Consider the following 25,207-nt stretch of genomic DNA (forward strand, 5'->3'; position numbering starts at 1 on the left):
CCCCTGGCCTGCCCATCGGGCAGCCTAGCCATGCAAACATCCATCCGTACAGCGGACTCCACATAAAACAAAATGCCGCTCACTTTCCGCAAGTGAACGGCATTCGCTAAAACCTTCCGAGCCGGACCTAAACGGCCCAGCACACCATCAATGCAGCTTCAAGGCCGGCCGCGCCGCGCGGCGCAGCTTGTCGCCGATGAACAGCAGCACCGCCAGCACCCAGCCGTGCACTGCCGCCTGGTGCATGCGGTACAGCGAGGCGTAGATCAGCTTCGCGCCGCGGCCTTCCACGTGGTAATCGCGCTTCGGCCCCACCACGGCCGCCAGGCTGCCGACCGCGGTATGCTTGCCCAGCGACACCATCATGCCCTGCGGCTTGAAGACAAACGGCCGAGCCGGCTTGTCGTCCAGCCGGCGCGCCAACTCTTCGGCCAGATAGCGCGCCTGCTGGTGCGCCACCTGGGCGGTGGCGGACAGCATGCGGCCGCTGTCGCCGTCCGGCGCGGCGGCGCAATCGCCCATCGCGTAGATGCAGTCGCCGCCGGCACAATGCAGCCGGGTATCCACCACCAGTTGATTGACGCGGTTCACTTCCAGACCGTCCAGCGTGGCCAGCCAAGCCGGCGCCTTGACGCCGGCGGCCCACACCGTAATGTCTGCCTCGATCTTGCGGCCATCCTTCAACGCCACGCCATCGGCCTCCACCGCAGCCACCAGGCTATTGGTCAGCACCTGGATGCGCTTGCCGGCCAACTGTTCCTCGGCGTAAGCGGACAGCGACGGCGGCGCGGCGGCCAAGATACGTTCGGCGCCTTCTATCACGCTGATCCTCACCCGCTCCGGCTGCAGACGCGCGCCGTAGTGGTGCAGTTCGCACATGGTATGGTTCAGCTCGGCGGCCAGTTCCACGCCGGTGGCGCCGCCGCCGACGATGGCGATGGACAGCGCGCGCGCCGGCGCCGCGGCGCCGCTGGCGCGGAAGGCCTGCTCCAGCACCCGATGGCGCAGCTTTTCGGCATCGGCCGGCGTGTTCAGGAACATCGCATGCTCGGCCACGCCGGGCGTGCCGAAGTCGTTGGCCTGGGCGCCCACCGCGATCACCAGCCAGTCATAGGACACATCGCGCGCCGGGCTCAGTTCGTTCCCATCCTGGCTCTGGATGGCAGACAACCGTATCGTGCGTTGCGCCTGGTCCAGGCCGGTCATGTAGCCGAATTCGAAATCGTAGCCGTTGCGGTAGCCGTGGGCGAAGTAATTGACTTCGTCCTCGCCGGTATTCAGCGCGCCGGTGGCGACTTCGTGCAGCAGCGGTTTCCAGATATGGGTGGGCGAGCCATCGACCAGCACGATCTGCGCGCGGTGGCGCGCGCCCAATGTGCGGCCCAAACGGGTGGCCAGCTCCAGCCCCCCGGCGCCTCCCCCGACAATGACGATGCGCGGCAGCGCCGCGTTGCGGCTTAACATAAGCAGCTCCTGATGAGTGGTATTTTTGGCCAAGATTACCGTATTTTTCCTGCCATCAACGGTGAACGGCGAAAATTAGCCAGCGTCATGGGCGGGTCATGCCAATGGCGCGTAAACGCTGCGGATAATCGCGCGCCGACGGGTAGCTTATCCACAGCCATGCTAGATTTTGATTTTTATCCACAGATCATGCGCATGATCCATGCTTGCGCCAGCAGCCTAGTAGGGCGGATGCCCCACAGGGGCGATCCGCCATGCCGCGGCATCGCCGGCCGAACCTTTCGAATGAATGCGTTCGCATGAAGGCATTGCGCGGGCAAGACCTGCCGGCCTGCCCGCCCCACGCGGTTGACGTAAGAATCGACGGGCCAGCGCGGAAGTGGGGCGGATCGCCCCGCAAGCGGGGCATCCGCCCTACAGCAGATTTTTGGCCAGCAGCGCCGCCAGCAGCAGGGCGATCAGCAGCAGCAGGAAATTCTGCCGCTTCTGTTCGCGCATCAGCTGGATATAGCCTTCCACCAGCAGGTCGGTCTTGGCCGAGCTCAGCGTATCGTTCAGCTTGCGCGGCAAGGTCGGCAAGGTAGTAGCCCATTGCGGCGCTTCGTGCTTCAGCGTGCGCAACAGGCCGCGCCAACCGACCTGCTCGTTCATCCACTTGGTCAGGAAGGGCTTGGCGGTGTCCCACAAATCCAGCTCCGGGTCCAGCTGGCGGCCCAGACCTTCGATATTCAGCAAAGTCTTCTGCAGCAACACCAGCTGCGGCTGGATTTCCACATTGAAGCGGCGGCTGGTTTCAAACAGCCGCAACAGCACCATGCCGAAGGAAATTTGCGACAGCGGCTTCTCGAAGATCGGTTCGCACACGGTGCGCACCGCGGCTTCCAGCTCCTCGGCGCGGGTATCCTTGGGCACCCAGCCCGATTCGATGTGGGCGGTGGCCACGCGGTGGTAATCGCGGTTGAAGAAAGCCAGGAAGTTGACCGCCAGATAGTGCTTGTCGGTATCGGTGAGGCTGCCGACAATGCCGAAGTCCAACGCGATATAGCGGCCGTCGGCGGCCACGAAGATATTGCCCGGATGCATGTCGGCATGGAAAAAGCCGTGGCGGAACACTTGGGTGAAAAAGATTTCCACGCCGTAGCGGCTGAGCTTGCTCAGATCGATGCCGGCCTGTCGCAGCCGCTCCACCTGGCCTACCGGAATCCCATGCATCCACTCCAGCGTCAGCACTTCGCGGCTGGAGTAGTCGTAGAACACTTCCGGCACGATCAGCTTGTCCGAGCCCTTGAAGTTGCGCCGCAGCTGCGAGGCGTTGGCCGCCTCGTGCATCATGTCCAGCTCGTCGTGCAGGTATTTGTCGAACTCGGCCACCACTTCGCGCGGCTTGAGCCGCTTGCCGTCGGCGAACAGCTTCTCCACCCAGCCGGCCAGCGTGCGCATCAGCGACAGGTCCTGCTCGATCACCGGCAAAATGCCGGGCCGCAGCACCTTGACCGCCACTTCGCGGCCGCGGCTGCCGTCCGCTTGCCGCAGCCAGGCCTTGTGCACCTGGGCGACGGAGGCGCTGGCCACCGGGGTCTGGTTGAAATCGACATAGATTTCATCGATCTTGCGGCCCAGGCTGCTTTCCACCGCCTGTTGCGCCAGCGCGCCGTCGAACGGCGGGACCCGGTCTTGCAGCAAGGCCAGCTCGTCCGCATATTCCGGCGGCAGCAGGTCGCGCCGCGTGGACAGCACCTGGCCGAACTTGACGAAGATCGGCCCCAGGCTCTCCAGCGCCATGCGCATCCGCGCCGGCAGGGGCGCGGAGGTGTCGCGCGGGATAGGACACAGGCGGAGCAGCTTGTGCAGGAAGGCCAGCCTGGAATGCCCTTCCAGGAAATCATCCAGACCGTAGCGGTACAGGGTGGCAACAATCTTCAGCGAGCGCGATATCGACATAAAGTCCGTCAGGTCTGGGAATTCTGTTTATGGTTGAGCGCGGCTTCCAGCCGCTCCAGCCGCTTGTCCAGCCGGCCGGCGTCATCACGCAGCTTGTCCACGTCTTGCACGAAGCGGCCCACCTGATGCCGTCCAGCCAGCACGGCGCCGTCTTCGCGCAAGTGCTCCAGCCAGTTGTCGGCCAGGCGGAAGGCCAACTGCCCCTTGAAGCCGAACAGGCCGCGCGCCAGCGTTTCGATGCGCTGCGCCGCCACATCGCCAAGCACCCGCGACAGGTCTTCGCTGGCGTGCCATTGCAGCTGGCCGATAATGCGGCCGAGCGCGGCAGCCAGCTCGGCGTCGCCCTCCAGCGCGATGTCAGACAACTGCGGCGCCTGGCCGGTCAGGTGAGAGAACAGCACGCCGTGGCGCAACACCAGCTTGGCTTCCGGCTCGCCCTCGCAGGCGGCCAGCCAGCCCTCATCGGTAATCACGCCGGCCACATGCAGCGGCGGCAGCGCGATGGCGACCCGCCGGCCGAAAAAGCGCGCTAGCTCGGCGCGGCGCGCCGGATGCTGGTTCAAGAGATGATTGAATGCGGCGATGGTCAGAGCCATGTGTTTACTCCGGTGAACCGTCACGCCCGCCAGCGCCAATGCCAGGGCTCGTACAGATAGCCGCTGGCGTTGCCGCGCGGGTAGCTCAGATGAAAGCCGAAATCCGCCGCCCGCCGCTCAAGCCAGCCAAAGGCGGCGGTGGTTTCAAACGCTTCCTCCAGCGGCGGCGAGCCCGGCGCGCCGATATCGACGGCGCAGCCGCTATGGTGCTCGCTGAAGCCGGGCGCGGCGCTGACTCGCAGTATCTCGTCCAGCCGCTGGCCGCGCGCCAGTTTGGCGGCCACGATTTCATGCTGCCGCGCCACGCTGCGAAAAGCCGACAGCAGGAACATCTCCACGCCCTCGTCCGCCGCCGCGCGTCGCATAGCCTGCCAGGCGGCCGCCGCCGCTGGGACGAGCAGAAACTCTCGCCCTTCGGCATTGGTCTCCGCCAACGCCAGCTCGGCCGGCTCGGCATGGATTTCCAGCCCCCGCGCGAGCAAGTCAGCCGGAGCGATACCCAGCTCGGCCAGACGCTCCGCCAGCTCCGGCGTCATCAGAACTTAACGCCCTTGTGCAGCGCAACAACGCCGCCGGTCAGATTATGGTAGTCCACCTTGCCGAAGCCCGCGTCCAACATCATCTGCTTCAGCGTCTCCTGATCGGGATGCATGCGGATCGATTCGGCCAGGTACTGGTAGCTGTCGGCGTCGTTCGCCACCAGCTTGCCCATGATGGGCAGGGCCTTGAAGGAGTAGAAGTCGTAGAGCGGCGACAAGGGCTTCCACACCTTGGAGAACTCCAGCACGAACAGCTTGCCGCCCGGCTTCAGCACGCGGCACATCTCCTTCAGCGCCGCGTCCTTGTGCGTCATGTTGCGCAGGCCGAAAGCCACCGACACCGCGTCGAAATAATTGTCCGGGAACGGCAGCTTCTCGGCATCAGCCAGCGACACCGGCAAGATCATGCCTTCGTCCAACAGGCGGTCGCGCCCCACGGTCAGCATTGAGCTGTTGATGTCGGTCAGCCAGACTTCGCCGCTCTTGCCCACGCGCTTGGCCCAGCCGCGCGCCAGATCGCCTGTGCCGCCGGCGATGTCCAGCACCTTGTCGCCGGCGCGCACGCCGGAGGTGGTCAGCGTGAAATGCTTCCACACCCGGTGCAGACCGCCGGACATCAGGTCGTTCATCACATCGTACTTGCCGGCCACCGAGTGGAAGACTTCGGCCACCTTGCTGGCCTTCTCGCTCTCCGCCACGGTCTTGTAACCGAAATGCGTGGTCTTATCCATGTTCACTCCCTGCTCGCGCCGGCGGCGGCGAGCTTGTCCAGATATTGCTGCCAGTACTGGTCGCGCTTGGCGCCCAGCTCGTATAGATAGCTCCAGCTGTAGAGGCCGCTGTCGTGGCCATCGTCGAAGGTGATCTTCAGCGCATAATGGCCCATGGGCTCCAGCGCGGTGATGCCGACATGGCGCTTGCCGGTCTGCAGCTTCTCCTGACCCACGCCATGGCCGCGCACTTCGGCCGAAGGCGAATAGACGCGCAGATACTCGCACGGCAGCTCGAAACGGGCGCCATCGTCAAAGGCGATCTCCAGCACCTTGGAGATTTGGTGCAGCTGGATTTCCACCGGCTGCGCGGCGTCGGGGGTGAGTCCGGACATGGCCTTATCCTCGGTTAAATCCTGAAAAAACTCATTAGCCACTTAATCCACGAAAACCACAAAAAAACGACCGTAAACAAAGCGCTTAAAACTCACACAGACTTCCACACCTTCTTTGTGCGTTTTTTCGTGTCGTTTCGTGGATTTCGTGGCTAAAAAATGCTCAATCAATCTTTCCGTTCCAGCAGCATGGCGTCGCCGTAGCTGAAGAAACGGTATTGCTGCTCCACCGCATGGCGGTAGGCATGGAACATCTCGTCATAGCCGGCGAAGGCCGACACCAGCATCAGCAGCGTCGATTTCGGCAGATGGAAATTGGTCAGCAGGCGGTCCACCACGCGGAAACGGTAACCTGGCGTGATGAAGATGTCGGTCTCGCCGCGTCCCGCTTTCAGTTCGCCATGCTGCGCGGCCGATTCCAGCGCGCGCACGCTGGTGGTGCCGATCGCCACCACGCGGCCGCCGCGGGCGCGCGCCGCGGCGACCGCGTCCACCGTGGACTGCGGAATATCGTAGATCTCGCTGTGCATCTTGTGATCGGCCACATTGTCCACCTTCACCGGCTGGAAAGTGCCGGCGCCGACATGCAGCGTGACGAAGGCGGTGGCGATGCCTTGCGCCTGCAGCGTCGCCAGCATGTCATCGGTGAAGTGCAAACCGGCGGTAGGCGCCGCTACCGCGCCCTGCTCGCGGGCATAGACGGTCTGGTAGCGCTCGTCGTCGTCCTGCTCGGCGCTGCGTTCGATATAAGGCGGCAGCGGCAGCTTGCCGGACGCCTCCAGAATATCGTAGACGTTCTCTTCGGCCAGGAAACGCAGCTTGAACATCGAGTCGTGGCGTTCCACCATCTCCGCTTCCCAGCGGCCGGCGAAAATCAGCCGGCTGCCCGGTTTGGGCGACTTGGACGCGCGGACATGCGCCAGCGCGGTGTGGTCGTCCAGCACGCGTTCAATCAGCGCCTCAACCTTGCCGCCGCTGGCTTTTTCGCCGAACAGGCGGGCGCGGATGACGCGGGTGTCGTTGAACACCAGCAAATCGCCGGCTTGCAAACGCGATGGGAAATCGGCGAAAGTGAGGTCGGACAGCATCATGCCGTCCACATGCAACAGTCGGCTGGCGCCGCGCACGGCCGGCGGGTGCTGGGCGATCAAGGCCTCAGGCAGGTGGTAATCGAAATCGGAGAGCTGCATGGTGAAAGCTATGGTTCAGAACCGGCCGATTATACCTGCGCCCAACCATCGGGCACAGTGCCGGGAACGCCAATACCCAATGCCATGACGTACTAGACGCGTAAATATTTTCTTGACATATTGCAGATACGCTACACTGCGGCACCCTGATTCAGCTAAGTTTTTTACTCTAAAACCAAGATCTTGCCCTGCATTCCAGCCGCTAAACGATTGTTTTAATTTCTGCAAACGCTGGACATCTTGCGGCGAAGTGCGGCAAACTCGCGGCCAAGATGAAAAACGGGAGTCAGGCCTTGAGCCGATCCATCCTTGTGCTGCACGGTCCCAACCTCAATCTGCTAGGGGTCAGGGAGCCACAACACTACGGCCGGGACACACTTGACGCCATCAACCAGCGGCTGGCCGATCAGGCCAAAGCCGCCGGCTTTGCTTTGACAGCATTGCAGAGCAACGCCGAGCATGTACTGATTGAACGCATACATCAATGTCTGGATGACGGCACCGCCTTCATCCTGATCAATCCGGCGGCGTTCACCCATACCAGCGTCGCGCTGCGCGATGCGCTGGCGGCGGTGAAAGTGCCGTTTATCGAAGTGCATCTATCCAATGTCCATGCCCGTGAACCCTTCCGCCAGCATTCGTATTTTTCGGATCTGGCGCTCGGAGTGATTTGCGGGTTGGGCCCCCACGGTTACGAGCTGGCGCTGGCGCACGCGCTGCGGCATTTGTCCGCGCAGCCCTGATCGCCGTAACTGAACACCCCATTCGAAGGATCAACAATGGATTTGCGTAAACTCAAGAAACTGATCGACCTGGTCGAAGAGTCCGGCATCGCCGAACTGGAAGTGACCGAGGGCGAAGAAAAAGTCCGCATCACCCGCGTATCCGCCAACCAACAGCAAGGCTACGCCCAGCCGGTGGCGCAAATGTACGCCGCCGCGCCCGCCGCCCCTGCGGCTGCCGCGCCGGTTGCGGCCGCTGCCCCGGCCCCTGCCGCCGCCAATGAAAACGCGATGAAGTCGCCGATGGTCGGCACCTTCTACCGCTCGCCCAGCCCCGGCGCCAAGTCCTTCGTCGAAGTGGGCCAAAGCGTCAACGCCGGCGACACCCTGTGCATCATCGAAGCGATGAAGCTGATGAACGAGATCGAAGCCGACCGCTCCGGCGTGATCAAGGCCATCCTGGCGGAAGACGGCCAGCCGGTGGAATACGGCGAGCCGCTGTTCGTCATCGAGTAAGACGCTCCGACGACCTCGCGAGATTCAGGGCACGGCCAAGGTCTGTGCCCTTGTCGTTTGACGTGACAGCAAAGGCCGGTCGATCATCCCAACGCTGGCCGGCTTGTGGAGAATTCCATGTTCGAAAAAATTCTAATCGCCAACCGTGGTGAAATCGCCCTGCGCATCCAACGCGCCTGCCGCGAAATGGGCATCAAGACCGTGGTCGTGCATTCCGAGGCCGACCGCGACGCCAAATACGTGAAGCTGGCCGACGAGTCGGTGTGCATCGGCCCCGCCCCGTCCGCCAAGAGCTATCTCAACGTGCCGGCGCTGATCGCCGCCGCCGAAGTCACCGACGCCCAGGCCATCCACCCCGGCTACGGCTTCCTGTCGGAAAACGCCGACTTCGCCGAGCGCGTCGAGCAATCCGGCTTCGTCTTCATCGGCCCGCGCCCGGACACCATCCGCCTGATGGGCGACAAGGTATCGGCCAAGAACGCGATGATCGAAGCCGGCGTGCCCTGCGTGCCCGGCTCCGACGGCGCCTTGCCGGACGACCCGGTGGAAATCACCAAGATCGCTAAGAAGATCGGCTTCCCGGTCATCATCAAGGCCGCCGGCGGCGGCGGCGGTCGCGGCATGCGCGTGGTGCATACCGAAGGCGCGCTGATCAGCTCGGTGCAGATGACGCGCACCGAAGCCGGCGCGGCGTTCGGCAATCCCACCGTCTACATGGAAAAATTCCTGGAGCATCCGCGCCACATCGAAATCCAGGTGCTGGCCGACGAATACGGCAACGCCATCTATCTGGGCGAGCGCGACTGCTCCATGCAGCGCCGCCACCAGAAAGTGATCGAGGAAGCGCCGGCGCCAGGCATCACCGACAAGCAGCGCCAGAGAATCGGCGAAGCTTGCGCCGAAGCCTGCCGCCGCATCGGCTACCGCGGCGCCGGCACCTTTGAATTCCTGTTCGAAAACGGCGAGTTCTACTTCATCGAGATGAACACCCGCGTGCAGGTGGAACACCCGGTGACCGAAATGATCACCGGCGTGGACATCGTGCAGGAGCAGATCCGCATCGCAGCGGGCGAGAAACTGCGCTATAAGCAAAAAGACATCGTGATCTCCGGCCACGCCATGGAATGCCGCATCAATGCCGAGGACCCGTTCACCTTCGTGCCGTCTCCCGGCAAGATCGAGAGCTACCACCCGGCCGGCGGCCCCGGCATCCGCATCGACTCGCACATCTACCAAGGCTACGTCGTGCCGCCCCACTATGACTCGATGGTGGGCAAGCTGATCGCCTACGGCGACACCCGCGAGCAAGCGATGGCCCGGATGCGCGTGGCGCTGTCGGAAATGGCGATTTCCGGCATCAAGACCAATATCCCGCTGCACCAGGAGCTGTTCATGGATGCGGCCTTCCAGCGCGGCGGCACCAGCATCCACTACTTGGAAAACCGCCTGTCGCAGCAGAAAAAAGGGAGCGCCTGATGGCCTGGTTGCAAGCCACCATTGATTCCGATTCCTCTGTCGCCGAACGGCTAGCCGACGCGCTGATGGACGCCGGCGCGCTGTCCACCGCCATCGAGGACGCCTGGGCCGGCACCGACAAGGAGCAGCCCATCTTCGGCGAACCGGGCGAGCCGGTTGACCAGCTATGGAGCCAGAGCCGCATCATCACGCTATTCGACGAGAACGACGACCCGGCGCTGCTGATCGCCGCCGCCGCCACCGCCTGCCAGCTGACCATGCCCAGCTACAAGATCGAGCGCGTGGAAGAGCAGGACTGGGTGCGGCTGACCCAATCGCAGTTCGACCCGATCCGCATCTCCGACCGGCTGTGGATCACCCCCACCTGGCACGAGGCGCCGGAACCGAACGCGGTCAACCTGCAGCTGGACCCGGGCCTCGCCTTCGGCACCGGCAGCCACCCCACCACCCGGCTGTGTCTGCAATGGCTGGACAAGCAGCTGAAAGGCGGCGAGTCCGTGCTCGACTACGGCTGCGGCTCCGGCATCCTGGCCATCGCCGCGCTGAAACTCGGCGCGGCCTCGGCCGTGGGCATCGACATCGACCCGCAAGCGGTGCGCTCAAGCAAGGACAATGCCGAGCAGAACGGCGTGCAGGCCGACTTCTTCCTGCCGGACGCCAATCCGCAAGCCCAATACAACGTAGTGCTGGCCAATATTCTGGCTAATCCGTTGCGCATGTTGGGCGACTTGCTGGCAAGCCATGTGAAAACCGGTGGTAGAATCGTGCTTTCCGGCATCCTCGCCGAGCAGGCCGACGAGCTGTCCGCCATCTATAACCAGTGGTTTGAGATGGACGCGCCTGTGTTCGACGAAGGGTGGACACGATTGACAGGAACCCGACGCGCCCAGGTATGACATATACGACACAGTGCCCAAACTGCCAGACCCGTTTCAAGGTCAACGACGTCCAGCTGGCCGCCGCCGACGGACTGGTTCGCTGCGGGCGCTGTTCGCATGTCTTCAAGGCGCCGGATCATTTTGTCATCACGCAGCCGGCGCCCGCGCCGGTTGCGCCTCCCCCGCTGATTACCACGCCGCCGCCAGCCATCACGTCGACCGCCGCGCCCGAGCGCGACCCGATGGACGACTTCGAGCTGGAGGTGCCGGACTTCGACCCGCACGCCAACGCCGCCGAACTCTCCTCGCCGATAGCAGCGGCGCCGCAGTACGACCTTCCTGCCGAGCACGCCGCGCAGCCGGCCGAGCCGCCGGCGGAAGAAGTCGAAGCCTTCCAGCGCGCGCTGGCCGAGGCCATGCAGAACCGCAACATCACGGCGCCGATAGGCAATCCCTTCAATGAGCCGGCCCCCGGCCCGGCCATCGCCGCGGAACCGGAAGTATTTGGCAGCCGCCGCCGCGCCGAGACGCCGCCGGAACCGGAGCCGATCAAGCCCGCGGCCCGTATCGAGCCGGAGGAGCCGCTGTTCACCGACGCCGATGCCGAGGAGGAAGACGAGGCCCGCAAGCAAAAGCCCGCCGCGCCCTGGCTCAACGGCTTGCTTGCGGCATTCGCCTTGCTGGGATTGCTGTTTCTGGCCGCGCAGCTGGTCTACATCAATCGCACCCGCATCGCCGCCGAGGCGCCGGAAGCCCGTCCCGCGCTGGAACAGCTGTGCAAGTCCATGGGCTGCGACGTGCCCTGGCCGACCGACATCGCGCTGATCCGCACCGAATGGTCGGAACTGGCCTTCGTGCCGGACTACCCCAATCTGATCCAGCTGTCCGCCACGCTGAAGAACCACGCCCAGTACGCCCAGGCTTACCCGATGCTGGAAGTGACGCTGAAGGACAGCGACGACCAGGTGCTGATCCGCAAGGTATTCACGCCCAAGGAATACCTGAAGCCGGACGACCTCAAGCTGGGGCGCTTCAATGGCAACAGCGAAGTCAAAGTCACCATGCGGCTGGACGCCGGCAAGGTGCACGCCATGGGTTACAGCCTGTATTGGTTCTACCCCTAAGCCACGACTTCGCGCCTGATCTCATCGCTAGCCCGTCGGCGGAACGCCCGCCATGCGGGCTTCCGCCCTAGCGGAAAAACTCTTCCAGATACTCGACAAACACCCTGACCTTGCCCGGCACATGCCGCCGCACCGGATACACCACGGACAGATCCAGGCAGTGCCAATCGTACTCCTGCAGCACCGGCACCAGGCTGCCATCGGCCAGCGCTTTCTCCAGCAGAAAACGCGGCTGCAAGACGATGCCCATGCCGTGCACCGCGGCGTCGGTCAATACGTCGCCGTTATTGGCCCGCAGCGCCCCCTTCACTCTCACCTTGTCCTGGCTGCCGTCGGGCCCGCGGTAATCCCAGATGTTGGGCTGAGCGGTCAAGGCGTACAGCAGGCACTGATGCTCGGCCAGCTCAGCCGGGTGGCGCGGCGTGCCGTGGCGCGCCAGGTAGTCCGGCGATGCCGCCACCAGGTCGCGGATCTGCGCCAAGCGCCTGGCCACCAGGGTGGAGTCGGTCAGATTGGATACCCGCAGCGCCAGATCGAAGCCTTCCTCCACCAGATCCACCCGCCGGTCGTTCAGGTTCAGCTCCACTTCGATGCGCGGATGGCGCTGATGGAAGCCGCCGATGATGGCGCCGAGGTAGCGCATGCCGAACGATACCGGCGCCGACAGCCGCAAGCGTCCCACCGGCTCGCTGGCGCCGTGCGACAGCCGCGCGTCCAGTTCATCCAGCTCCGCCAGCAGGCTGCCCGCCTGCGCCAGATAGGTCTCGCCGGCTTCGGTCAGCGACAGCTTGCGCGTGGTGCGATGCATCAGCCGCGCGCCCAAGCGGTTTTCCAGCGCCGCCACCAGCTTGGTCACCATCGCCCGCGACAACTCCAGCCGCTCCGCCGCGGCGACAAAGCTGCCCAGTTCCGCCACGGCGACGAAGGCGCGTATTTCCGAAAAACGGTCCATATAGTTTCTTATTGGTAAATAATAATTTCAATAGAACGATATTTATTGAATATAAGGCCGATGGTCAAATAGCGCCATCCCCATTCTTCAGGAACAAACACCATGAACCGTCTGCAAAATCCCTACCTCGCCACGCTGTTGCTGCGCGTGGCGCTGGGTCTGATGTATCTGTCGCACGGCGCATTGAAACTTTTCGTCTTTGGTCCGGCCGGCACCGCCGGCTACTTCGCCAGCCTGGGTTTGCCCGGCTTCTTTGGCTATATCGCCATCCTGGTGGAAATCGGCGGCGGCCTGCTGCTGCTGGCCGGCATCCAGGCGCGCTGGGTGGCGCTGCTGCTGATTCCGCAGCTTCTGGGCGCCATCGTGCTGGTTCATGCCGCCAATGGCTGGATGTTCGCCAATGCCGGCGGCGGCTGGGAATATCCGGCCTTCCTGATCGCCGCATCGCTGGCGCTGTTCCTGCAAGGCGATGCCAAGCGCGCCCGCGCCGCCTGAGACCCGCTAATCAAACCCTTGATCCTGCGTTGCGCCTCCTTGCCGTACTCAAGTACTGTCTGCGTCGGCGCGCCTTGGCTCAGGTTCTCTAACGAGGTTTTGTGAGCGGCTCTAAATGCCCTTTCATCCGGCCCTCCCGGGCCGGATGCCGCCTTTCTCCGTTTTAGAGTTGCATTACAAAAATGCAACAACCGCCCCGCCGCCCTTCCCGCCGCTAATTCCAGCGCAATCAAGCTACAATAACGGGCTTGCCCAGCTATGGTGCAACGCAGCACTTAATTCGAACAATTCAGACTTGCACATTTTCTTGATTGCCATCAAGCTGCTGCGTAATTTGCGTGTAGTTTAACTACAAACCTTGGCAAGATATAACGCAACCCAGTCGTCGATGTCTGCAGATGGCGACCTGTATATAATCGCCGAAAGCCAGTCAGGACAAGCCAAGCCGTCAAGAGGCGCAGAAATGGCCCTTGAGCTGGCGCAAACAAGAACCGGTTTGATTGACGCTCGTAATAAAACGACTGGAATTATCCACGAATTGAGGAGTTTCTCATGGGCACCTCCGCACCAAGACTAGACATCCTGGCCCCCCTCTCTGGATGGCTGGTCCCCTTGGACAGCGTTCCGGACCCGGTATTCGCCGGCAAAATGGTCGGCGACGGCATCTCGCTTGACCCCACCTCCGGCAGCCTGCTGGCGCCGGTCGGCGGCGTGGTCAGCAACCTGCATCCGGCCCATCACGCCCTCACCATCACCACTGCGGAAGGCGTGGAAGTCATGGTGCACGTGGGCATCGATACCGTGATGCTGAAGGGCGAAGGCTTCTTCCCGCTGATCGAACAAGGCCAGCAAGTCAGCGCCGGCCAGCCGGTCATCGACTTCGATCTGGACCTGGTGGGACGCAAGGCCGCCAGCCTGTTGACGCAGATCATCATCACCAACGGCGAGACCGTGGCCCGCATGCAGCCGGCCACCGGCATGGTGGATGCCGGCAAGAACGTGGTGCTGTCGCTGCAGCTGGCCAACGGCAAGGATGTGCTGCAAGCCGTCGTCGGCGAGCCGCAACTGTCCGCCGACATCACCATCGGCAACCCGGCCGGCCTGCATGCTCGTCCGGCCGCCGTGTTCGCCAGCAAGGCCAAGAGCTTCGGCTCCGACATCCAGCTGCTCCTGGATGGCAATGAAGCCAATGCCAAGTCGGTGGTCGCCATCATGGGCCTCTCCACCAAGTTCGGCGACAAGGTGCGCATCCGCGCCCAAGGCGACGATGCCGCCGCCGCCATCGCGGAACTGACCCAACTGCTGAATGACCGCTGCGGCGAGAAAGCCGACGAGGCGCCGCTTGCGCCGGCTGCCGCTCCGGCCTCGGCCCAGCAACAGGACAGCGATACCCAGCTGGCTGGCGTGGGCGCTTCGCCCGGCATCGCCATCGGCCGCATCGTCCATCACCGCCTGCAGGAATTCGACGTGCCGGAACAGGGCAAGGGCGCCAATGTGGAACAGCAGGCCTTCGCCCGCGCCACCGAGGAAGCCGCCGCCCAGCTGGATCTGGTCAAGGCGCAGCTGACCGACCCGGCCAAGCAGGCCATCCTGTCCATGCACCAGGAGCTGCTGCAAGACCCGGACCTGCTGGCGCAAACCTATACCGGCCTGGCCGACGGCAAGTCCGCCGCCTGGTCCTGGCGCGCCGCCTTCAGCGCCTACTCCGCCCGCCTGGAAGCGCAGGACAACGCCCTGCTGCGCGAACGCGCCAACGACATCCGCGACGTGGGCCGCCGCGTGCTGGCCCTGCTGGCCGGCGTGAAGCAGGCCTCTCTGGAACTGCCAGCCGGCTCCATCCTGATCGCCGAAGACCTGGCCCCGTCCGACACCGCCTCGCTGGATCCGTCCAAGGTGATGGGCTTCTGTACCCGCACCGGCGGCGCCACCAGCCACGTGGCCATCCTGGCGCGTTCGCTGGGCATCCCGGCGATCTGCGGCATCTCGCAGTCCGCGCTGAAGCTGCCGGAAGGCCTGCAAGTGATTCTGAACGGCAATGAAGGCACGCTGGCCATCGCCCCGACGGCTGAAGACCTGGCCGCCGCCGAGCAGGAAATCGCCCGCCTGGCCGAACGCCGCGCGTCCGAAGCCAAGAGCTCCATGCAGCCGGCCGCCACAAGCGACGGCGTGCGCATCGACGTGGTGGCCAATATCCGCAACGCCGCCGACGCGCGCGAAGCGGTGGCCAAGGGCGCCGAAGGCGTGGGCCTCTTGCGCTCGGAATTCCTGTTCGACAACCGCGACACCGCGCCGACCGAACAGGAACAGGCGGCAGAATATTGCGCCGTGGCCGAAGCGCTGGGCAAGGACCGCCCGCTGGTGGTGCGCACGCTGGACGTGGGCGGCGACAAGCCCCTGTCCTATCTGCCGCTGCCCAAGGAAGACAACCCCTTCCTGGGCCTGCGCGGCATCCGCGTCAGCCTGGACCGTCCTGACCTGTTGCGCACCCAGCTGCGCGCCATTCTGCAGGCCGCGCCGCTGACCAAGCTGCACATCATGTTCCCGATGGTGGCCTCGCTGGAAGAGCTGCGCGCCGCCAAGGCCATTCTGGCTGAGGAACAGGCCGCCGCCGGCGTCACCGACGTCAAGGTCGGCATCATGGTGGAAGTGCCGTCGGCTGCCGTGCTGGCCGCTCGCTTCGCGCCGGAGGTCGACTTCTTCTCCATCGGCACCAACGACCTGACCCAGTACGTGCTGGCGATGGACCGCGGCCACCCGCAACTGGCCAAGCAGGCCGACGCGCTGCACCCGGCGGTGCTGGCGATGATCGCGCTGACCTGCGAAGGCGCGCGCGCCCACGGCAAGTGGGTGGGCGTATGCGGCGGCTTGGCCTCGGACGAACGCGCCGCGCCGCTGCTGGTGGGCATAGGCGTGACCGAACTGTCCGCCAGCACCCCGGCCGTGGCCTCGGTCAAAGCCACGCTGTCGCGCTGGAGCCTGGACGAGTGCCAGCAACTGGCCAAGGATGTGTTGGCGCTGTCCACCGCGACCGACGTCCGCCACTACCTGAATCAACACGCTCGTTAATCGGATAAGCGCCGACGCGGCGGGAGCTGCGGCGCCGGATGGGGAGACCGCCAGGGCAACCTGGCGCCGTCCGGCGCCACCTAGCGCAGCGTCCAGCCACGGCGGTGCTTTATAGAGGGGACGGCCTCACAGCCGCTCGACATTCCATAAGCATGTCAAAGCAGGATAATAATCATGTTTAGTCAATCGTTCGCTTTTCTGCAGAAGATAGGCAAGGCGCTGATGCTTCCAGTAGCGGTGCTGCCTGTCGCGGGCCTGCTGCTCGGCATCGGCGCCACCGACTTCCACACCCAGAACGCCATCGCTCTGGCGATCCTGTCGCTGATGAAGCACTCCGGCGATGTGATCTTCGGCAACCTGCCGCTGATCTTCGCCGTCGGCGTGGCGCTCGGCTTCACGGAAAACGATGGCGTGGCCGCCATCGCCGCGGTGATCGGCCATCTGGTCACCACCGTCACCCTGGGCGTGATGGCCGGCATCATGGGTGTGGAAACCGCCACCATCATGGGCCTGCCGTCGATTCAGACCGGCGTGTTCGGCGGCATTCTGGCCGGCGGTCTGGCAGCCTATATGTTCAACCGCTTCTACCGGATCAATTTGCCCGAATACCTGGGCTTCTTCGCCGGCAAGCGTTTTGTTCCGATCATCACCGCCATCGGCGCCATCGGCCTGGGCGTGATCCTGTCCTTCATCTGGCCGCCGATCGGCAACGGCATCAAGGCGTTCTCGCAATGGGCCGCCGTCAGCGACCCGCGCACCGCCGCCACGGTGTACGGCTTCGTCGAGCGTCTGCTGATCCCGTTCGGTCTGCACCACATCTGGAACGTGCCGTTCTTCTTTGAAATCGGCGCCTTCCCCGACCCGGTGACCGGCAAGGTCATCCACGGCGACATCGCCCGCTTCTTTGCCGGCGACCCGACCGCGGGCATCCTGTCCGGCGCCTTCCTGTTCAAGATGTTCGGCCTGCCGGCCGCCGCCATCGCCATCTGGCACTCGGCCAAGCCGGAAAACCGCGTCAAGGTGGGCGGCATCATGATCTCCGCCGCGCTGACCTCGTTCCTGACCGGCATCACCGAGCCGATCGAGTTCTCCTTCCTGTTCGTGGCGCCGATCCTGTACGTGATCCACGCCGTGCTGGCCGCTTCCACCCAGTTCGTGGCCAACACCCTGGACATGCACATGGGCTTCACCTTCTCGCAGGGCGGCATCGACTTCCTGATGTTCAACCTGATCGGCGACAAGGCCAAGCACGCCTGGTACGTGTTCATCCTGGGCCCGATCTACGCCGTGGTGTACTACAGCGTGTTCCGCTTCGTCATCACCAAGTTCAACCTGAAGACCCCGGGCCGCGAAGATGAAACCCTGGAAAGCGCTGGCGCAGTCAGCGAAGACCAGCGCGCTCGCGAACTGGTGCTGGCCTTCGGCGGCCGCTCCAACATCCGCGGCCTGGACGCCTGCATCACCCGTCTGCGCGTGGCCGTGGCTGAAATCGCCAAAGTGGATCAAGCCAAGCTGAAAGCCATGGGCGCCTCCGGCGTGGTGGTGGTGGGCAATGGCGTGCAAGCCATCTTCGGACCCAAATCGGAAAACCTGAAAACCGATATGGACATCTATCTGCGCAGCGCCGGCAGCGATGCCGAACTGTCTTCCGCTCCGGCAGCCTCCGCGCCGGCGCCGGCAGCCGCTCCCGCGGCCGCCCCGGCTGCGGCCAAGGCCGATGTCGCCGCGCTGAAGCAGGCCCTGGGCGGCAACGCCAACCTGGGCAAGGTAGAGGCCATCGCCCATACCCGCCTGCGCGTGGAACTGAAGGATGCCAGCCGCTTCAACGAAGCCGCTGCCCGCGCCGCCGGCGTGAGCGCGGTGACGCAAGTGTCTCCGGGCACGCTGCACCTGATCGTAGGCGATCAGGCCGCCGCCCTCGCCGCGGCGCTGCAAGCCTGATAGGCCCTGTCTCCGGCCCAAACAAAACGCCAGCGGCTCGCCGCTGGCGTTTTTCATGACCCACCGCGCCTCAGCGCGCCACGCGCAGCCCGCCTTCAATCCCCTGCCGGCTGAACAGCACCTGCCACAGCTGGATGTCCCGCGCCCGGAACGCGCCGGCGCAGACATTCAGGTAATAGCAGAACATGCGGTAGAAACGCGGCGAATAATGGCCCGACAACTGCGGCCAGGCCTGCTGGAAACGCTGCAGCCAAGCCATCAGCGTCAGATCGTAATCGGCGCCGAAGTTGTGCCAGTCCTCCATCAGCCAATATTCCGAGCTGGCTTCGGCGATGTGGATGGCGGATGGCAGGCAGCCGTTGGGAAAGATGTATTTCTCTATCCACGGGTCCACCCACATATCAGTCACCTTGGCGCCTATGGTATGCAGCAAGAACAGGCCATCCGGCTTCAGATTGCGGGCGATGGTTTCAAAGTAGGCGCGGTAGTTGCGCGGGCCGACGTGCTCGAACATGCCGACCGACGCGATGCGATCCGCCCGCAGCTGCAGATGGCGATAATCCTGCAGCAGGATTTCCACGTCCAGCCCGGCGCAGCGCTCTCGCGCCAGCCGCTGCTGCTGTTCGGAAATGGTGATGCCGGTCACGCGAACGCCATAATGACGCGCGGCGTATTCCGCCAGCCCGCCCCAGCCGCAACCGACATCCAGCAGATGCATGCCCGGCTGCAGGCCCAGCTTGTCGCAGATCAGCTTGAGCTTGGCCTCCTGCGCCGCCTCCAGCGTGTCGGCGTCTTTCCAGTAGCCGCAGGAATATTGCATATAGGGGTCGAGCATGGCGGCAAACAAGTCGTTGCCCAAGTCATAGTGATGCTCGCCCACCCGGCGGGCGCGGCGCAAGGATTGATAATTGACCACTCTGGCCGCCAGCACGTACAGGATGTCGCGCCAACGGCGCGGCAGGCGATGCTCCAGACCGGCGCGCAACGTCCGCTGGAAGAAGATGTCCAGCCGCTCGCACTCCCACCAGCCATCCATATAGCTTTCGCCCAGCCCCAGCGAGCCCTGTTGCAGCACGCGCCGGTAAAACTGCGGATGTTTGACCTGGATATCGAACGGCCGGCTGCCGTTGACAGCGATGTCCGCCGCGGACAACAGCTCCTCGATCACCGCCTGCCCCGGTTGGCGAACGGCATTGCCCTCGTTTTCAAGACAAGATGAATTCATGGCATCCCCCATGGCCTCAGCCACACTGCACAGCGAACTCGATCGACAATCTTAAAATCAGTTTTGTTTTGGATGGAGACCCGCCAGCCCCAGGCCCGGCATGACGCCTTGACGCCGGCGGGCTGCGAAGTTTTCTCGGATGGTCTTAGCTTAGCGCGCTCCCGCGGCACTTGGCTAGCGGGAGCGAGAAGAGGCGATTTACAGCGCGAATAATTCGCGCAAGTGCCGCGCCACGCCGGAGTCGGCATGGCTGGCGATCTGCCGCGCATGCGGCAGCTCGCGGCGCAGCCGGGGATGCGCGTTGCCCATCAGCCGCGGATGGCCGGCAGCCTGCAGCAGCTCGATGTCGTTCTGCCCGTCGCCAAAGGCCAGGCACTCGCTGGCGGGAATCGCCAGCCTATCCAACACCAGTTGCAGCGCATGGCCCTTGGACACCCCTGCCGCCATCACTTCCAGGCAATGATCGAGCGAGAAGGTGATGTACAGCTGGTCGCCAAAGCGCGCTCTCAACTTGCGCTCCACCTCCAGCAAATGGGCGTGCGGCGCGATGTACAGCACCTTGCCCACGCGCGCGCCGTCGTGGCGGCCCAGATCGCACACCCGATAGACCATGCCGGAATCGCGGTGCATGTCCAGCAACGCTTGGCTCGGTTCGCTGATCAGCCATTCGTCGTCGAGGTAGAAGTTGACGATGGCGCCGGCGGCGAACTCCGGCTGCGCCATCTGGCGCACCAGCTCCGCGTCGATGTCCTGGCGGTGGATCAGCGCATTGTCGGGATCGTGCACGCGGGCGCCGTTCGAGGTGATCAAGTGGGCGCGCACGCCCAAGGCCTGGCGGATGCCCTTGACGTCGAGATAATGACGTCCGGTGGCGATGGCGAACTGGACGCCGCGCCGCTCCAGACGCTGCAGGGTGTCGGCGGTCAGCGGATCGACGGCATGATGCACATCCAGCAACGTGCCGTCCAGGTCGGAAGCGATGAAACGATAGGACATGGAAACTCCAATGCTGCGCGAAGCCAAGATTATACGCCGGCCGACCAAGCCGCACCGCGTTACGCGGCGCTATGCTGATTATCCGCAAATTGACAAAGCCATAAGCGGCAGATAACTTGGCCTATTCAGAGCCGCAAGCAAAACCTCGCAGGGAAGCTGGGCCAAGGCGCGCCGACGCAGGCAGTACGGCAAGGAGGCGCAACGCAGGGTCAGGGGTTTTGCTGGCGGCTCTTCGCAGAAAATTTCCTGCCCATCGGCAGGAAGCCTAATGGGAGCCGACATGGCCAATCGATATGGCGAGTTGTTCCGCACCCCCGGCGTCGTTACGCTAGCGCTGGCGGGCGGCGTAGCGCGCCTGCCCGGCGCCATGGTCGGCATCGGCGTCATCACCATGCTGTCGCTGACGCAGAACAGCTATGGCTTAGCCGGAGCGGTGGCCGCCACCTTGACGCTGGCCGCGGCTTTCCTGTCGCCGCAAGTCTCGCGGCTGGCGGACCGCTACGGCCAGAGCCGCGTGCTGCCGCCGGCCGTCGGCATCGGCGCATCGGCCCTGCTGGCGCTGGCGCTATGCAGCTGGCTGAGCGCCCCGCCCTGGGCCTTGTTTGTCTGCGCCGCGCTGGCCGGCTGCCTGCCCAGCATCCCGGCCATGACCCGCGCGCGCTGGGCCCGGCTGCTGGACGGCCGCACCCTGCTGCCCACCGCGTTTGCGCTGGACAGCGTGCTCAGCGAACTCGCCTTCGTCATCGGCCCGCCGCTGGCCATCGCCTTGTGCATGGGTTGGTTCGCGGAAGCCGGGCCGATCTGCGCCGTACTGATGCTGCTGCTGGGCGCCGCCGTGCTGCTGCGCCAGAAAGCCACCGAACCGCCGGTCCACCCAGATGCGCAGCACGGCGGCCGGCCGGCGCTCTTTTTGCGGCCGGTGCCGACGCTGGCCCTGCTGCTCGGCACCTTGGGCGCCATCAATGGGGCGATAGACGTCACCGCGGTCGCCATCGCCAAGGCGGAAGGCTCGCCGTCGGCCGCCAGTTGGGTGCTGGCGCTGTACGCGCTGGGTTCGGCCACCGGCGGGCTGACCTTCGGCGCGCTCAAGCCCGCCCTGCCCTTGGGCCGGCTGCTGCTGTATTGCTGCGTAGCCACCGCGCTCAGCTCCATCCTGATCGCCCTGGCGCCCGACAGCGCCTGGCTGGCGGCCGCCATGTTGCTGTCTGGCTTGTCGTTTGCGCCGACCCTGATCGTCGCCATGGAAATGGTGGAAAAATCCGTGCCGCGCGCCCGCTTGACCGAGAGCCTGACCTGGCTGGTCACCGGCATCCAGCTGGGATTGGCCGGCGGCGCCTCGCTGTGCGGCCTGTTGACGGACGACTACGGCCCACGCGCAGGCCAGAGCCTGGCCCTGGCGGCGGGCCTGGCCGCGCTGCTGGTCGCCTCCATGCTGCCGCGCGCGGCCATCCGCAAGGACGTCAAACCGGCTTGCTGAGCGCTGCGAGGCGCGGCAATGCAAAAAGCCGAACCCTTGCGGATTCGGCTTTTCGTAATCTGGTGGCCAGTCGCGGAATCGAACCACGGACACGCGGATTTTCAATCCGCTGCTCTACCAACTGAGCTAACTGGCCTTGCTGTGGTGGCCAGTCGCGGAATCGAACCACGGACACGCGGATTTTCAATCCGCTGCTCTACCAACTGAGCTAACTGGCCACTTCTTCTTTCAGCGCTAGTCGCGCCGTCAGAGCCACGCATTTAATCAGAGGACGGCTTTTGAGTCAAGGCATAATTGCAAAAAAACGGCTCGCCCTCCGCCTGAAAACATAAACAGCCCGGCCACTCAGCGCGCCCGGGCTGCCGGATCAAACACTTACACCGCGTCAGGCTGCTTGGCAGGATGCGCGTCGGCAAATGCAGGCAGCGCCTCCAACGCCTCCGCAATACGGACGATGGTCGGATACGACGCCAGGTCCACGCCGAAGCGGCGCGCGCTGAATACCTGCGGCAGCAGACACACGTCGGCCAGCGTCGGCGCGTCGCCCACGGCATAGCGCCCGGCCGATTCAGCCAATTGCCGCTCCAGCGCGGCCAAACCGGTGCGTATCCAGTGGCGTATCCACTCAGTCTTGCCCTCTTCGCCCACGCCGAACTCCGCCTGCAGATACTTGCCGACGCGCGGATTCTGCAACGGGTGGATGTCCGCGGCGATGGCCAGCGCGATCGAACGCGCCTGCGCCCGGAGCGCCGGATCGGCCGGCAACAGCCGCGGCGTGTCCGGATAGGCCTCGTCCAGGTATTCGCAGATGGCCAGCGACTGGGCGATCTTCACCTCGCCGTCGTCCAGCAGCGGCACCAGGCCGTGCGGATTGATGGCCAAGTACTCGGCGCTGCGCTGCTCGCCCTGCAGCAGATTGACCGCCCGGTACTGGTATGGCAAGCCCTTCAGGTTCAGCGCGATGCGCACCCGATACGCCGCGCTGGAGCGGAAGTAGCCGTATAGGACGCGCTCAGCCATGCGCCACCACGGCTTGCTCGATGGCGCCGAAGATGCTGCGGCCGGCGGCGTCTTTCATCTCGATGCGCACGGTGTCGCCCGCCTTCATGAACGCGGTTTTAGGCGCGCCATGCTCGATAGTCTCAATCATGCGCTGCTCGGCCAGGCAGCAGGAGCCGACGCTGCGGTCATGATTGGAGATGGTGCCGGAGCCGACGATGGAACCGGCCGCCAGCTCGCGGGTCTTGGACACATGCGCCACCAGTTGCGGAAAGCTGAACTGCATCTCCACGCCGCAATTGGGCTTGCCGTAGAACGCGCCGTTATAGTCCACCAGCAAGGGCAGATGCACCTTGCCGCCCTGCCAGGCTTCGCCCAACTCGTCCGGGGTGACGGCGACCGGCGAGAACGCGGTGGCCGGCTTGCTCTGGAAGAAGCCGAAGCCCTTGGCCAGCTCGGCCGGGATCAGGTTGCGCAGCGTGACGTCATTCACCAGCATCAAGAGGCGGATGTGCTTCTCATCGGCCGGCGCGCCCAAGGGCACATCGCCGGTGATCACCGCGACTTCGCCTTCGAAATCCAGGCCCCAGGCTTCGTCGCGCAGCGGGATGTCGGCCGTCGGCGCGAGGAAGGCGTCGGAGCCGCCCTGGTACATCAGCGGATCGGTGTAGAAGCTGGCCGGCACCTCGGCGCCGCGCGCCTTGCGCACCAGCTCCACGTGGTTCAGGTAGGCGCTGCCGTCTGCCCATTGGTAGGCCCGCGGCAAAGGACTCAGGCAACGTTTGGCGTCGAAGGAGACTTCGTCCGGCACTTGGCCATGGTTGATGGCGTTGTAGACTTCCTTCAGCCGCGGCTCGGCTTGCGCCCAGTTGTCCAGCGCGGCCTGCAGTGTGGCGGCGATGGCCGGCACCGCCACGGCGCGGGTCAGATCGCGGCTGACCACCATCAGCTGGCCGTCGCGGGTATGGTTATGATAGGTAGCTAATTTCATCTTGATGTTCTTTCTGCTAACAGGCAGTGACGCGCTTGCTTGGTATTTAAATGCTTAACGCGGCTTGAGGAGCATTTCGTCGCGAGCGGCCCGAGGTCGAAGCGAGACGCGCAGCTGTACAAGTGGTACAGCGAGCATCGCAGCTTCGAGATCGGCCCGCGCAGCAGAAATGAACTCAAGCTCAAGCTTTGGGCTTCCAGCTTTCCACGTAACCCTGCCACTCGACGGCGGCGAGGCCTGGGCCCTGCTCCAGCGCGTCGCGGGTATCGATCATCACCGCCACTTCGTCGGTGAACTTCTTCGGATCGCTCATCGCCTTGGCGAAGGCCTTCGGATGCGGGCCGTGGGTGAAACCGGCCGGGTGGAAGGTCATCATGCCAGGCTTGATGTTGTCGCGGCTGAAGAAGTCGCCCGCGTGGTAGAAGATCACTTCGTCGTAATCGTCGTTGTTGTGATAGAACGGCACCTTGAGCGCGCCCGGATCGGACTCGATCGGCCGCGGCACGAAGGTGCACACCACGAAGCCGTCTGCGACGAAGGTGGTGTGCGCCGACGGCGGCAGGTGGTAGCGATGGCTCATCAACGGACGGATGTCGCGCCAGTTGACGCGCGCCACCGACAGATTGCCGTGCCAACCTATGGCGTCCAGCGGGTTGAAGGGGTAGGTGACGGTAGACAGCGCGCCGCGGCGCTTGATCACCACCTGCCATGGGTCTTCGGTCTGCTGCGCGCGGAAGGCGTCGTCGATGGCCGGCACGTCCAGCACCGCCTCATCGAAAATGGCATGCGGCCCCACCAGGCCCTTGTCCGGCAATTGGTAGGCGCCGTTGCTGGTTTCGATCATCAGCATGGTGGTGGCTTCGGCCGGCTCGATGCGCCAGCTGGTGGAGCGCGGCACCAGGAGGTAGTCGCCGTCGCGGTAGCTCAAGTGGCCATAGTCGCAGAACAGCTCGCCGCTGCCGGCGTGGATGAACAGTAGATCGTCGCCGTCGGCATTGCGGAACAGCTGGGTCATCGCCTGGTCGCAGCGCCAGATGCGGACTTTGCACTGGGCGTTGTGCAACACCAGCGGCACCTCCCACGGCGCCGACGCGCCGTGCGGCAGTTCGTTCAGGTCGAAAGCGCGCGGGCGCAGCGGGCCTTCCCAGTCGCTCCAGCCGGTAGGCGGATGCTTGTGGTGCAAGTGGGAGGCCGGGCCGAAGAAGCCGCTGCGGCCGACTTCCCGTTCATAGATGCCTTCGGCCGGCAAGTCGGCGTGGGCCTGGCGCGAGATGGTGCCTTCGCGGTGCGGAAAACTGATCCATTTACGCATTTTGAGAATCCTGTTTCGCCGCGGAAATACACAGAAAACACGGAAGACATCCCGAGCGTGAATCCTTGCCTCGGGAGGCTCAAGGATGTTTGCCCGTTCTTGCTTTTCCGTGTCCTTCCGTGTGTTTCCGTGGCCAAGTTGCTTTGGGCTGCCGCCACGCGCCGGTTTGAACGGGAAGCGGCGACGCCCAGAACCGTTTTCA

General features: G+C 64.4%; 23 protein-coding genes and 2 tRNA genes. 10 read left to right on the forward strand and 15 right to left on the reverse strand.

Annotated features, from left to right (window positions below):
• Positions 1–147: 147 nt before the first annotated feature.
• Entirely contained in the window at positions 148–1,464 is a 1,317-nt protein-coding gene (locus C2134_RS05865) for an NAD(P)/FAD-dependent oxidoreductase (RefSeq protein WP_103318469.1), read from the reverse strand.
• 12 nt (positions 1,465–1,476) lie between these two features.
• Here C2134_RS05865 and C2134_RS21150 point away from each other — a divergent pair, with 12 nt between their 5' ends.
• Positions 1,477–1,767, forward strand: a complete 291-nt coding sequence (locus C2134_RS21150; protein ID WP_146042100.1) for a hypothetical protein — start codon at positions 1,477–1,479, stop codon at positions 1,765–1,767.
• 111 nt (positions 1,768–1,878) lie between these two features.
• On the opposite strand, the gene ubiB is transcribed toward C2134_RS21150, so the two are convergent.
• The 6 genes from ubiB to queA form a co-directional block, all read right to left on the reverse strand.
• Positions 1,879–3,405 carry a ubiquinone biosynthesis regulatory protein kinase UbiB gene (ubiB, locus tag C2134_RS05870; protein WP_103318292.1) on the reverse strand — a complete coding sequence of 509 codons (1,527 nt, stop codon included), beginning with the start codon at positions 3,403–3,405 and terminating at the stop codon, positions 1,879–1,881.
• 8 nt (positions 3,406–3,413) lie between these two features.
• On the reverse strand, positions 3,414–4,001 hold the full coding sequence (locus C2134_RS05875; RefSeq protein ID WP_103318294.1) for a ubiquinone biosynthesis accessory factor UbiJ: 588 nt from the start codon (positions 3,999–4,001) through the stop codon (positions 3,414–3,416).
• Positions 4,002–4,021: 20 nt separating this feature from the next.
• Positions 4,022–4,537, reverse strand: a complete 516-nt coding sequence (locus C2134_RS05880) for a M15 family metallopeptidase (RefSeq protein WP_103318296.1) — start codon at positions 4,535–4,537, stop codon at positions 4,022–4,024.
• Entirely contained in the window at positions 4,537–5,271 is a 735-nt protein-coding gene (gene ubiE / locus C2134_RS05885; protein ID WP_103318298.1) for a bifunctional demethylmenaquinone methyltransferase/2-methoxy-6-polyprenyl-1,4-benzoquinol methylase UbiE, read from the reverse strand. Before ubiE ends, C2134_RS05880 begins: the two co-directional genes overlap by 1 nt.
• Before the next feature lie 2 nt (positions 5,272–5,273).
• A complete protein-coding gene (locus tag C2134_RS05890) occupies positions 5,274–5,645 on the reverse strand; it encodes a gamma-butyrobetaine hydroxylase family protein (protein ID WP_103318300.1) in 372 nt (123 codons plus the stop codon).
• A gap of 167 nt (positions 5,646–5,812) precedes the next feature.
• Positions 5,813–6,835 carry a tRNA preQ1(34) S-adenosylmethionine ribosyltransferase-isomerase QueA gene (gene queA / locus C2134_RS05895; protein ID WP_103318302.1) on the reverse strand — a complete coding sequence of 341 codons (1,023 nt, stop codon included), beginning with the start codon at positions 6,833–6,835 and terminating at the stop codon, positions 5,813–5,815.
• A gap of 272 nt (positions 6,836–7,107) precedes the next feature.
• On the opposite strand from queA, the gene aroQ reads away from it, so the two are divergent.
• The 5 genes from aroQ (at position 7,108) to C2134_RS05920 (ending at position 11,551) form a co-directional block, all read left to right on the forward strand.
• A complete protein-coding gene (aroQ, locus tag C2134_RS05900) occupies positions 7,108–7,578 on the forward strand; it encodes a type II 3-dehydroquinate dehydratase (protein ID WP_199153618.1) in 471 nt (156 codons plus the stop codon).
• Between the two features lie 36 nt (positions 7,579–7,614).
• Complete coding sequence (gene accB / locus C2134_RS05905; RefSeq protein ID WP_103318303.1) at positions 7,615–8,073, forward strand: acetyl-CoA carboxylase biotin carboxyl carrier protein; 459 nt, start codon at positions 7,615–7,617, stop codon at positions 8,071–8,073.
• A 117-nt stretch (positions 8,074–8,190) separates the two neighbouring features.
• Positions 8,191–9,549, forward strand: a complete 1,359-nt coding sequence (gene accC, locus C2134_RS05910; RefSeq protein ID WP_103318305.1) for an acetyl-CoA carboxylase biotin carboxylase subunit — start codon at positions 8,191–8,193, stop codon at positions 9,547–9,549.
• Positions 9,549–10,445, forward strand: a complete 897-nt coding sequence (prmA, locus tag C2134_RS05915) for a 50S ribosomal protein L11 methyltransferase (protein ID WP_103318307.1) — start codon at positions 9,549–9,551, stop codon at positions 10,443–10,445. The genes accC and prmA overlap by 1 nt, the downstream gene beginning before the upstream one ends.
• Positions 10,442–11,551: a DUF3426 domain-containing protein gene (locus C2134_RS05920; protein WP_103318309.1), complete on the forward strand. Its 1,110-nt coding sequence runs from the start codon at positions 10,442–10,444 to the stop codon at positions 11,549–11,551. The genes prmA and C2134_RS05920 overlap by 4 nt, the downstream gene beginning before the upstream one ends.
• A gap of 67 nt (positions 11,552–11,618) precedes the next feature.
• On the opposite strand, the gene C2134_RS05925 is transcribed toward C2134_RS05920, so the two are convergent.
• Positions 11,619–12,503, reverse strand: coding sequence for a LysR family transcriptional regulator (locus C2134_RS05925; RefSeq protein WP_103318311.1), 885 nt, complete (start codon positions 12,501–12,503; stop codon positions 11,619–11,621).
• Positions 12,504–12,605: 102 nt separating this feature from the next.
• Here C2134_RS05925 and C2134_RS05930 point away from each other — a divergent pair, with 102 nt between their 5' ends.
• From C2134_RS05930 to ptsG, 3 genes are all read left to right on the forward strand, one after another.
• Positions 12,606–12,998, forward strand: coding sequence for a DoxX family protein (locus tag C2134_RS05930; RefSeq protein WP_103318312.1), 393 nt, complete (start codon positions 12,606–12,608; stop codon positions 12,996–12,998).
• Positions 12,999–13,550: 552 nt separating this feature from the next.
• Positions 13,551–16,064, forward strand: a complete 2,514-nt coding sequence (gene ptsP / locus C2134_RS05935; protein ID WP_103318314.1) for a phosphoenolpyruvate--protein phosphotransferase — start codon at positions 13,551–13,553, stop codon at positions 16,062–16,064.
• A 174-nt stretch (positions 16,065–16,238) separates the two neighbouring features.
• The gene (gene ptsG, locus C2134_RS05940; RefSeq protein ID WP_103318316.1) at positions 16,239–18,005 is read left to right on the forward strand and encodes a PTS glucose transporter subunit IIBC; all 1,767 of its coding nucleotides are present in this window, start codon (positions 16,239–16,241) and stop codon (positions 18,003–18,005) included.
• A 70-nt stretch (positions 18,006–18,075) separates the two neighbouring features.
• Here ptsG and cfa read toward each other — a convergent pair whose 3' ends face one another.
• On the reverse strand, positions 18,076–19,230 hold the full coding sequence (gene cfa / locus C2134_RS05945; protein ID WP_103318471.1) for a cyclopropane fatty acyl phospholipid synthase: 1,155 nt from the start codon (positions 19,228–19,230) through the stop codon (positions 18,076–18,078).
• A 198-nt stretch (positions 19,231–19,428) separates the two neighbouring features.
• Entirely contained in the window at positions 19,429–20,226 is a 798-nt protein-coding gene (locus C2134_RS05950; RefSeq protein WP_103318317.1) for a Cof-type HAD-IIB family hydrolase, read from the reverse strand.
• 280 nt (positions 20,227–20,506) lie between these two features.
• Between C2134_RS05950 and C2134_RS05955 the strand changes: the two genes are divergently transcribed.
• Positions 20,507–21,703 carry an MFS transporter gene (locus C2134_RS05955; protein ID WP_103318473.1) on the forward strand — a complete coding sequence of 399 codons (1,197 nt, stop codon included), beginning with the start codon at positions 20,507–20,509 and terminating at the stop codon, positions 21,701–21,703.
• Between the two features lie 60 nt (positions 21,704–21,763).
• Here the strand turns inward: C2134_RS05955 and C2134_RS05960 are convergent.
• The 5 genes from C2134_RS05960 to C2134_RS05980 form a co-directional block, all read right to left on the reverse strand.
• Positions 21,764–21,839, reverse strand: a tRNA-Phe gene (locus C2134_RS05960).
• A gap of 6 nt (positions 21,840–21,845) precedes the next feature.
• A tRNA-Phe gene (locus tag C2134_RS05965) sits at positions 21,846–21,921 on the reverse strand.
• 157 nt (positions 21,922–22,078) lie between these two features.
• A complete protein-coding gene (gene maiA / locus C2134_RS05970) occupies positions 22,079–22,723 on the reverse strand; it encodes a maleylacetoacetate isomerase (RefSeq protein WP_103318319.1) in 645 nt (214 codons plus the stop codon).
• Positions 22,716–23,693, reverse strand: a complete 978-nt coding sequence (locus C2134_RS05975) for a fumarylacetoacetate hydrolase family protein (protein ID WP_103318321.1) — start codon at positions 23,691–23,693, stop codon at positions 22,716–22,718. The genes maiA and C2134_RS05975 overlap by 8 nt, the downstream gene beginning before the upstream one ends.
• Positions 23,694–23,874: 181 nt before the next feature.
• Positions 23,875–25,005, reverse strand: coding sequence for a homogentisate 1,2-dioxygenase (locus C2134_RS05980; protein ID WP_103318322.1), 1,131 nt, complete (start codon positions 25,003–25,005; stop codon positions 23,875–23,877).
• Between the last annotated feature and the right edge of the window lie 202 nt (positions 25,006–25,207).

The organism is Chromobacterium sinusclupearum (assembly GCF_002902845.1).
GTDB classification, from domain to species: Bacteria; Pseudomonadota; Gammaproteobacteria; order Burkholderiales; family Chromobacteriaceae; genus Chromobacterium; species Chromobacterium sinusclupearum.

Excerpts from the sequence above, each read along its gene's own strand:
- C2134_RS05865 (WP_103318469.1), bottom strand. The coding sequence starts at position 1,464 with ATGTTAAGCCGCAACGCGGCGCTGCCGCGCATCGTCATTGTCGGGGGA.
- C2134_RS21150 (WP_146042100.1), top strand. The coding sequence starts at position 1,477 with ATGAGTGGTATTTTTGGCCAAGATTACCGTATTTTTCCTGCCATCAAC.
- ubiB (WP_103318292.1), bottom strand. The coding sequence starts at position 3,405 with ATGTCGATATCGCGCTCGCTGAAGATTGTTGCCACCCTGTACCGCTAC.
- C2134_RS05875 (WP_103318294.1), bottom strand. The coding sequence starts at position 4,001 with ATGGCTCTGACCATCGCCGCATTCAATCATCTCTTGAACCAGCATCCG.
- C2134_RS05880 (WP_103318296.1), bottom strand. The coding sequence starts at position 4,537 with ATGACGCCGGAGCTGGCGGAGCGTCTGGCCGAGCTGGGTATCGCTCCG.
- ubiE (WP_103318298.1), bottom strand. The coding sequence starts at position 5,271 with ATGGATAAGACCACGCATTTCGGTTACAAGACCGTGGCGGAGAGCGAG.
- C2134_RS05890 (WP_103318300.1), bottom strand. The coding sequence starts at position 5,645 with ATGTCCGGACTCACCCCCGACGCCGCGCAGCCGGTGGAAATCCAGCTG.
- queA (WP_103318302.1), bottom strand. The coding sequence starts at position 6,835 with ATGCAGCTCTCCGATTTCGATTACCACCTGCCTGAGGCCTTGATCGCC.
- aroQ (WP_199153618.1), top strand. The coding sequence starts at position 7,108 with ATGAAAAACGGGAGTCAGGCCTTGAGCCGATCCATCCTTGTGCTGCAC.
- accB (WP_103318303.1), top strand. The coding sequence starts at position 7,615 with ATGGATTTGCGTAAACTCAAGAAACTGATCGACCTGGTCGAAGAGTCC.
- accC (WP_103318305.1), top strand. The coding sequence starts at position 8,191 with ATGTTCGAAAAAATTCTAATCGCCAACCGTGGTGAAATCGCCCTGCGC.
- prmA (WP_103318307.1), top strand. The coding sequence starts at position 9,549 with ATGGCCTGGTTGCAAGCCACCATTGATTCCGATTCCTCTGTCGCCGAA.
- C2134_RS05920 (WP_103318309.1), top strand. The coding sequence starts at position 10,442 with ATGACATATACGACACAGTGCCCAAACTGCCAGACCCGTTTCAAGGTC.
- C2134_RS05925 (WP_103318311.1), bottom strand. The coding sequence starts at position 12,503 with ATGGACCGTTTTTCGGAAATACGCGCCTTCGTCGCCGTGGCGGAACTG.
- C2134_RS05930 (WP_103318312.1), top strand. The coding sequence starts at position 12,606 with ATGAACCGTCTGCAAAATCCCTACCTCGCCACGCTGTTGCTGCGCGTG.
- ptsP (WP_103318314.1), top strand. The coding sequence starts at position 13,551 with ATGGGCACCTCCGCACCAAGACTAGACATCCTGGCCCCCCTCTCTGGA.
- ptsG (WP_103318316.1), top strand. The coding sequence starts at position 16,239 with ATGTTTAGTCAATCGTTCGCTTTTCTGCAGAAGATAGGCAAGGCGCTG.
- cfa (WP_103318471.1), bottom strand. The coding sequence starts at position 19,230 with ATGAATTCATCTTGTCTTGAAAACGAGGGCAATGCCGTTCGCCAACCG.
- C2134_RS05950 (WP_103318317.1), bottom strand. The coding sequence starts at position 20,226 with ATGTCCTATCGTTTCATCGCTTCCGACCTGGACGGCACGTTGCTGGAT.
- C2134_RS05955 (WP_103318473.1), top strand. The coding sequence starts at position 20,507 with ATGGCCAATCGATATGGCGAGTTGTTCCGCACCCCCGGCGTCGTTACG.
- maiA (WP_103318319.1), bottom strand. The coding sequence starts at position 22,723 with ATGGCTGAGCGCGTCCTATACGGCTACTTCCGCTCCAGCGCGGCGTAT.
- C2134_RS05975 (WP_103318321.1), bottom strand. The coding sequence starts at position 23,693 with ATGAAATTAGCTACCTATCATAACCATACCCGCGACGGCCAGCTGATG.
- C2134_RS05980 (WP_103318322.1), bottom strand. The coding sequence starts at position 25,005 with ATGCGTAAATGGATCAGTTTTCCGCACCGCGAAGGCACCATCTCGCGC.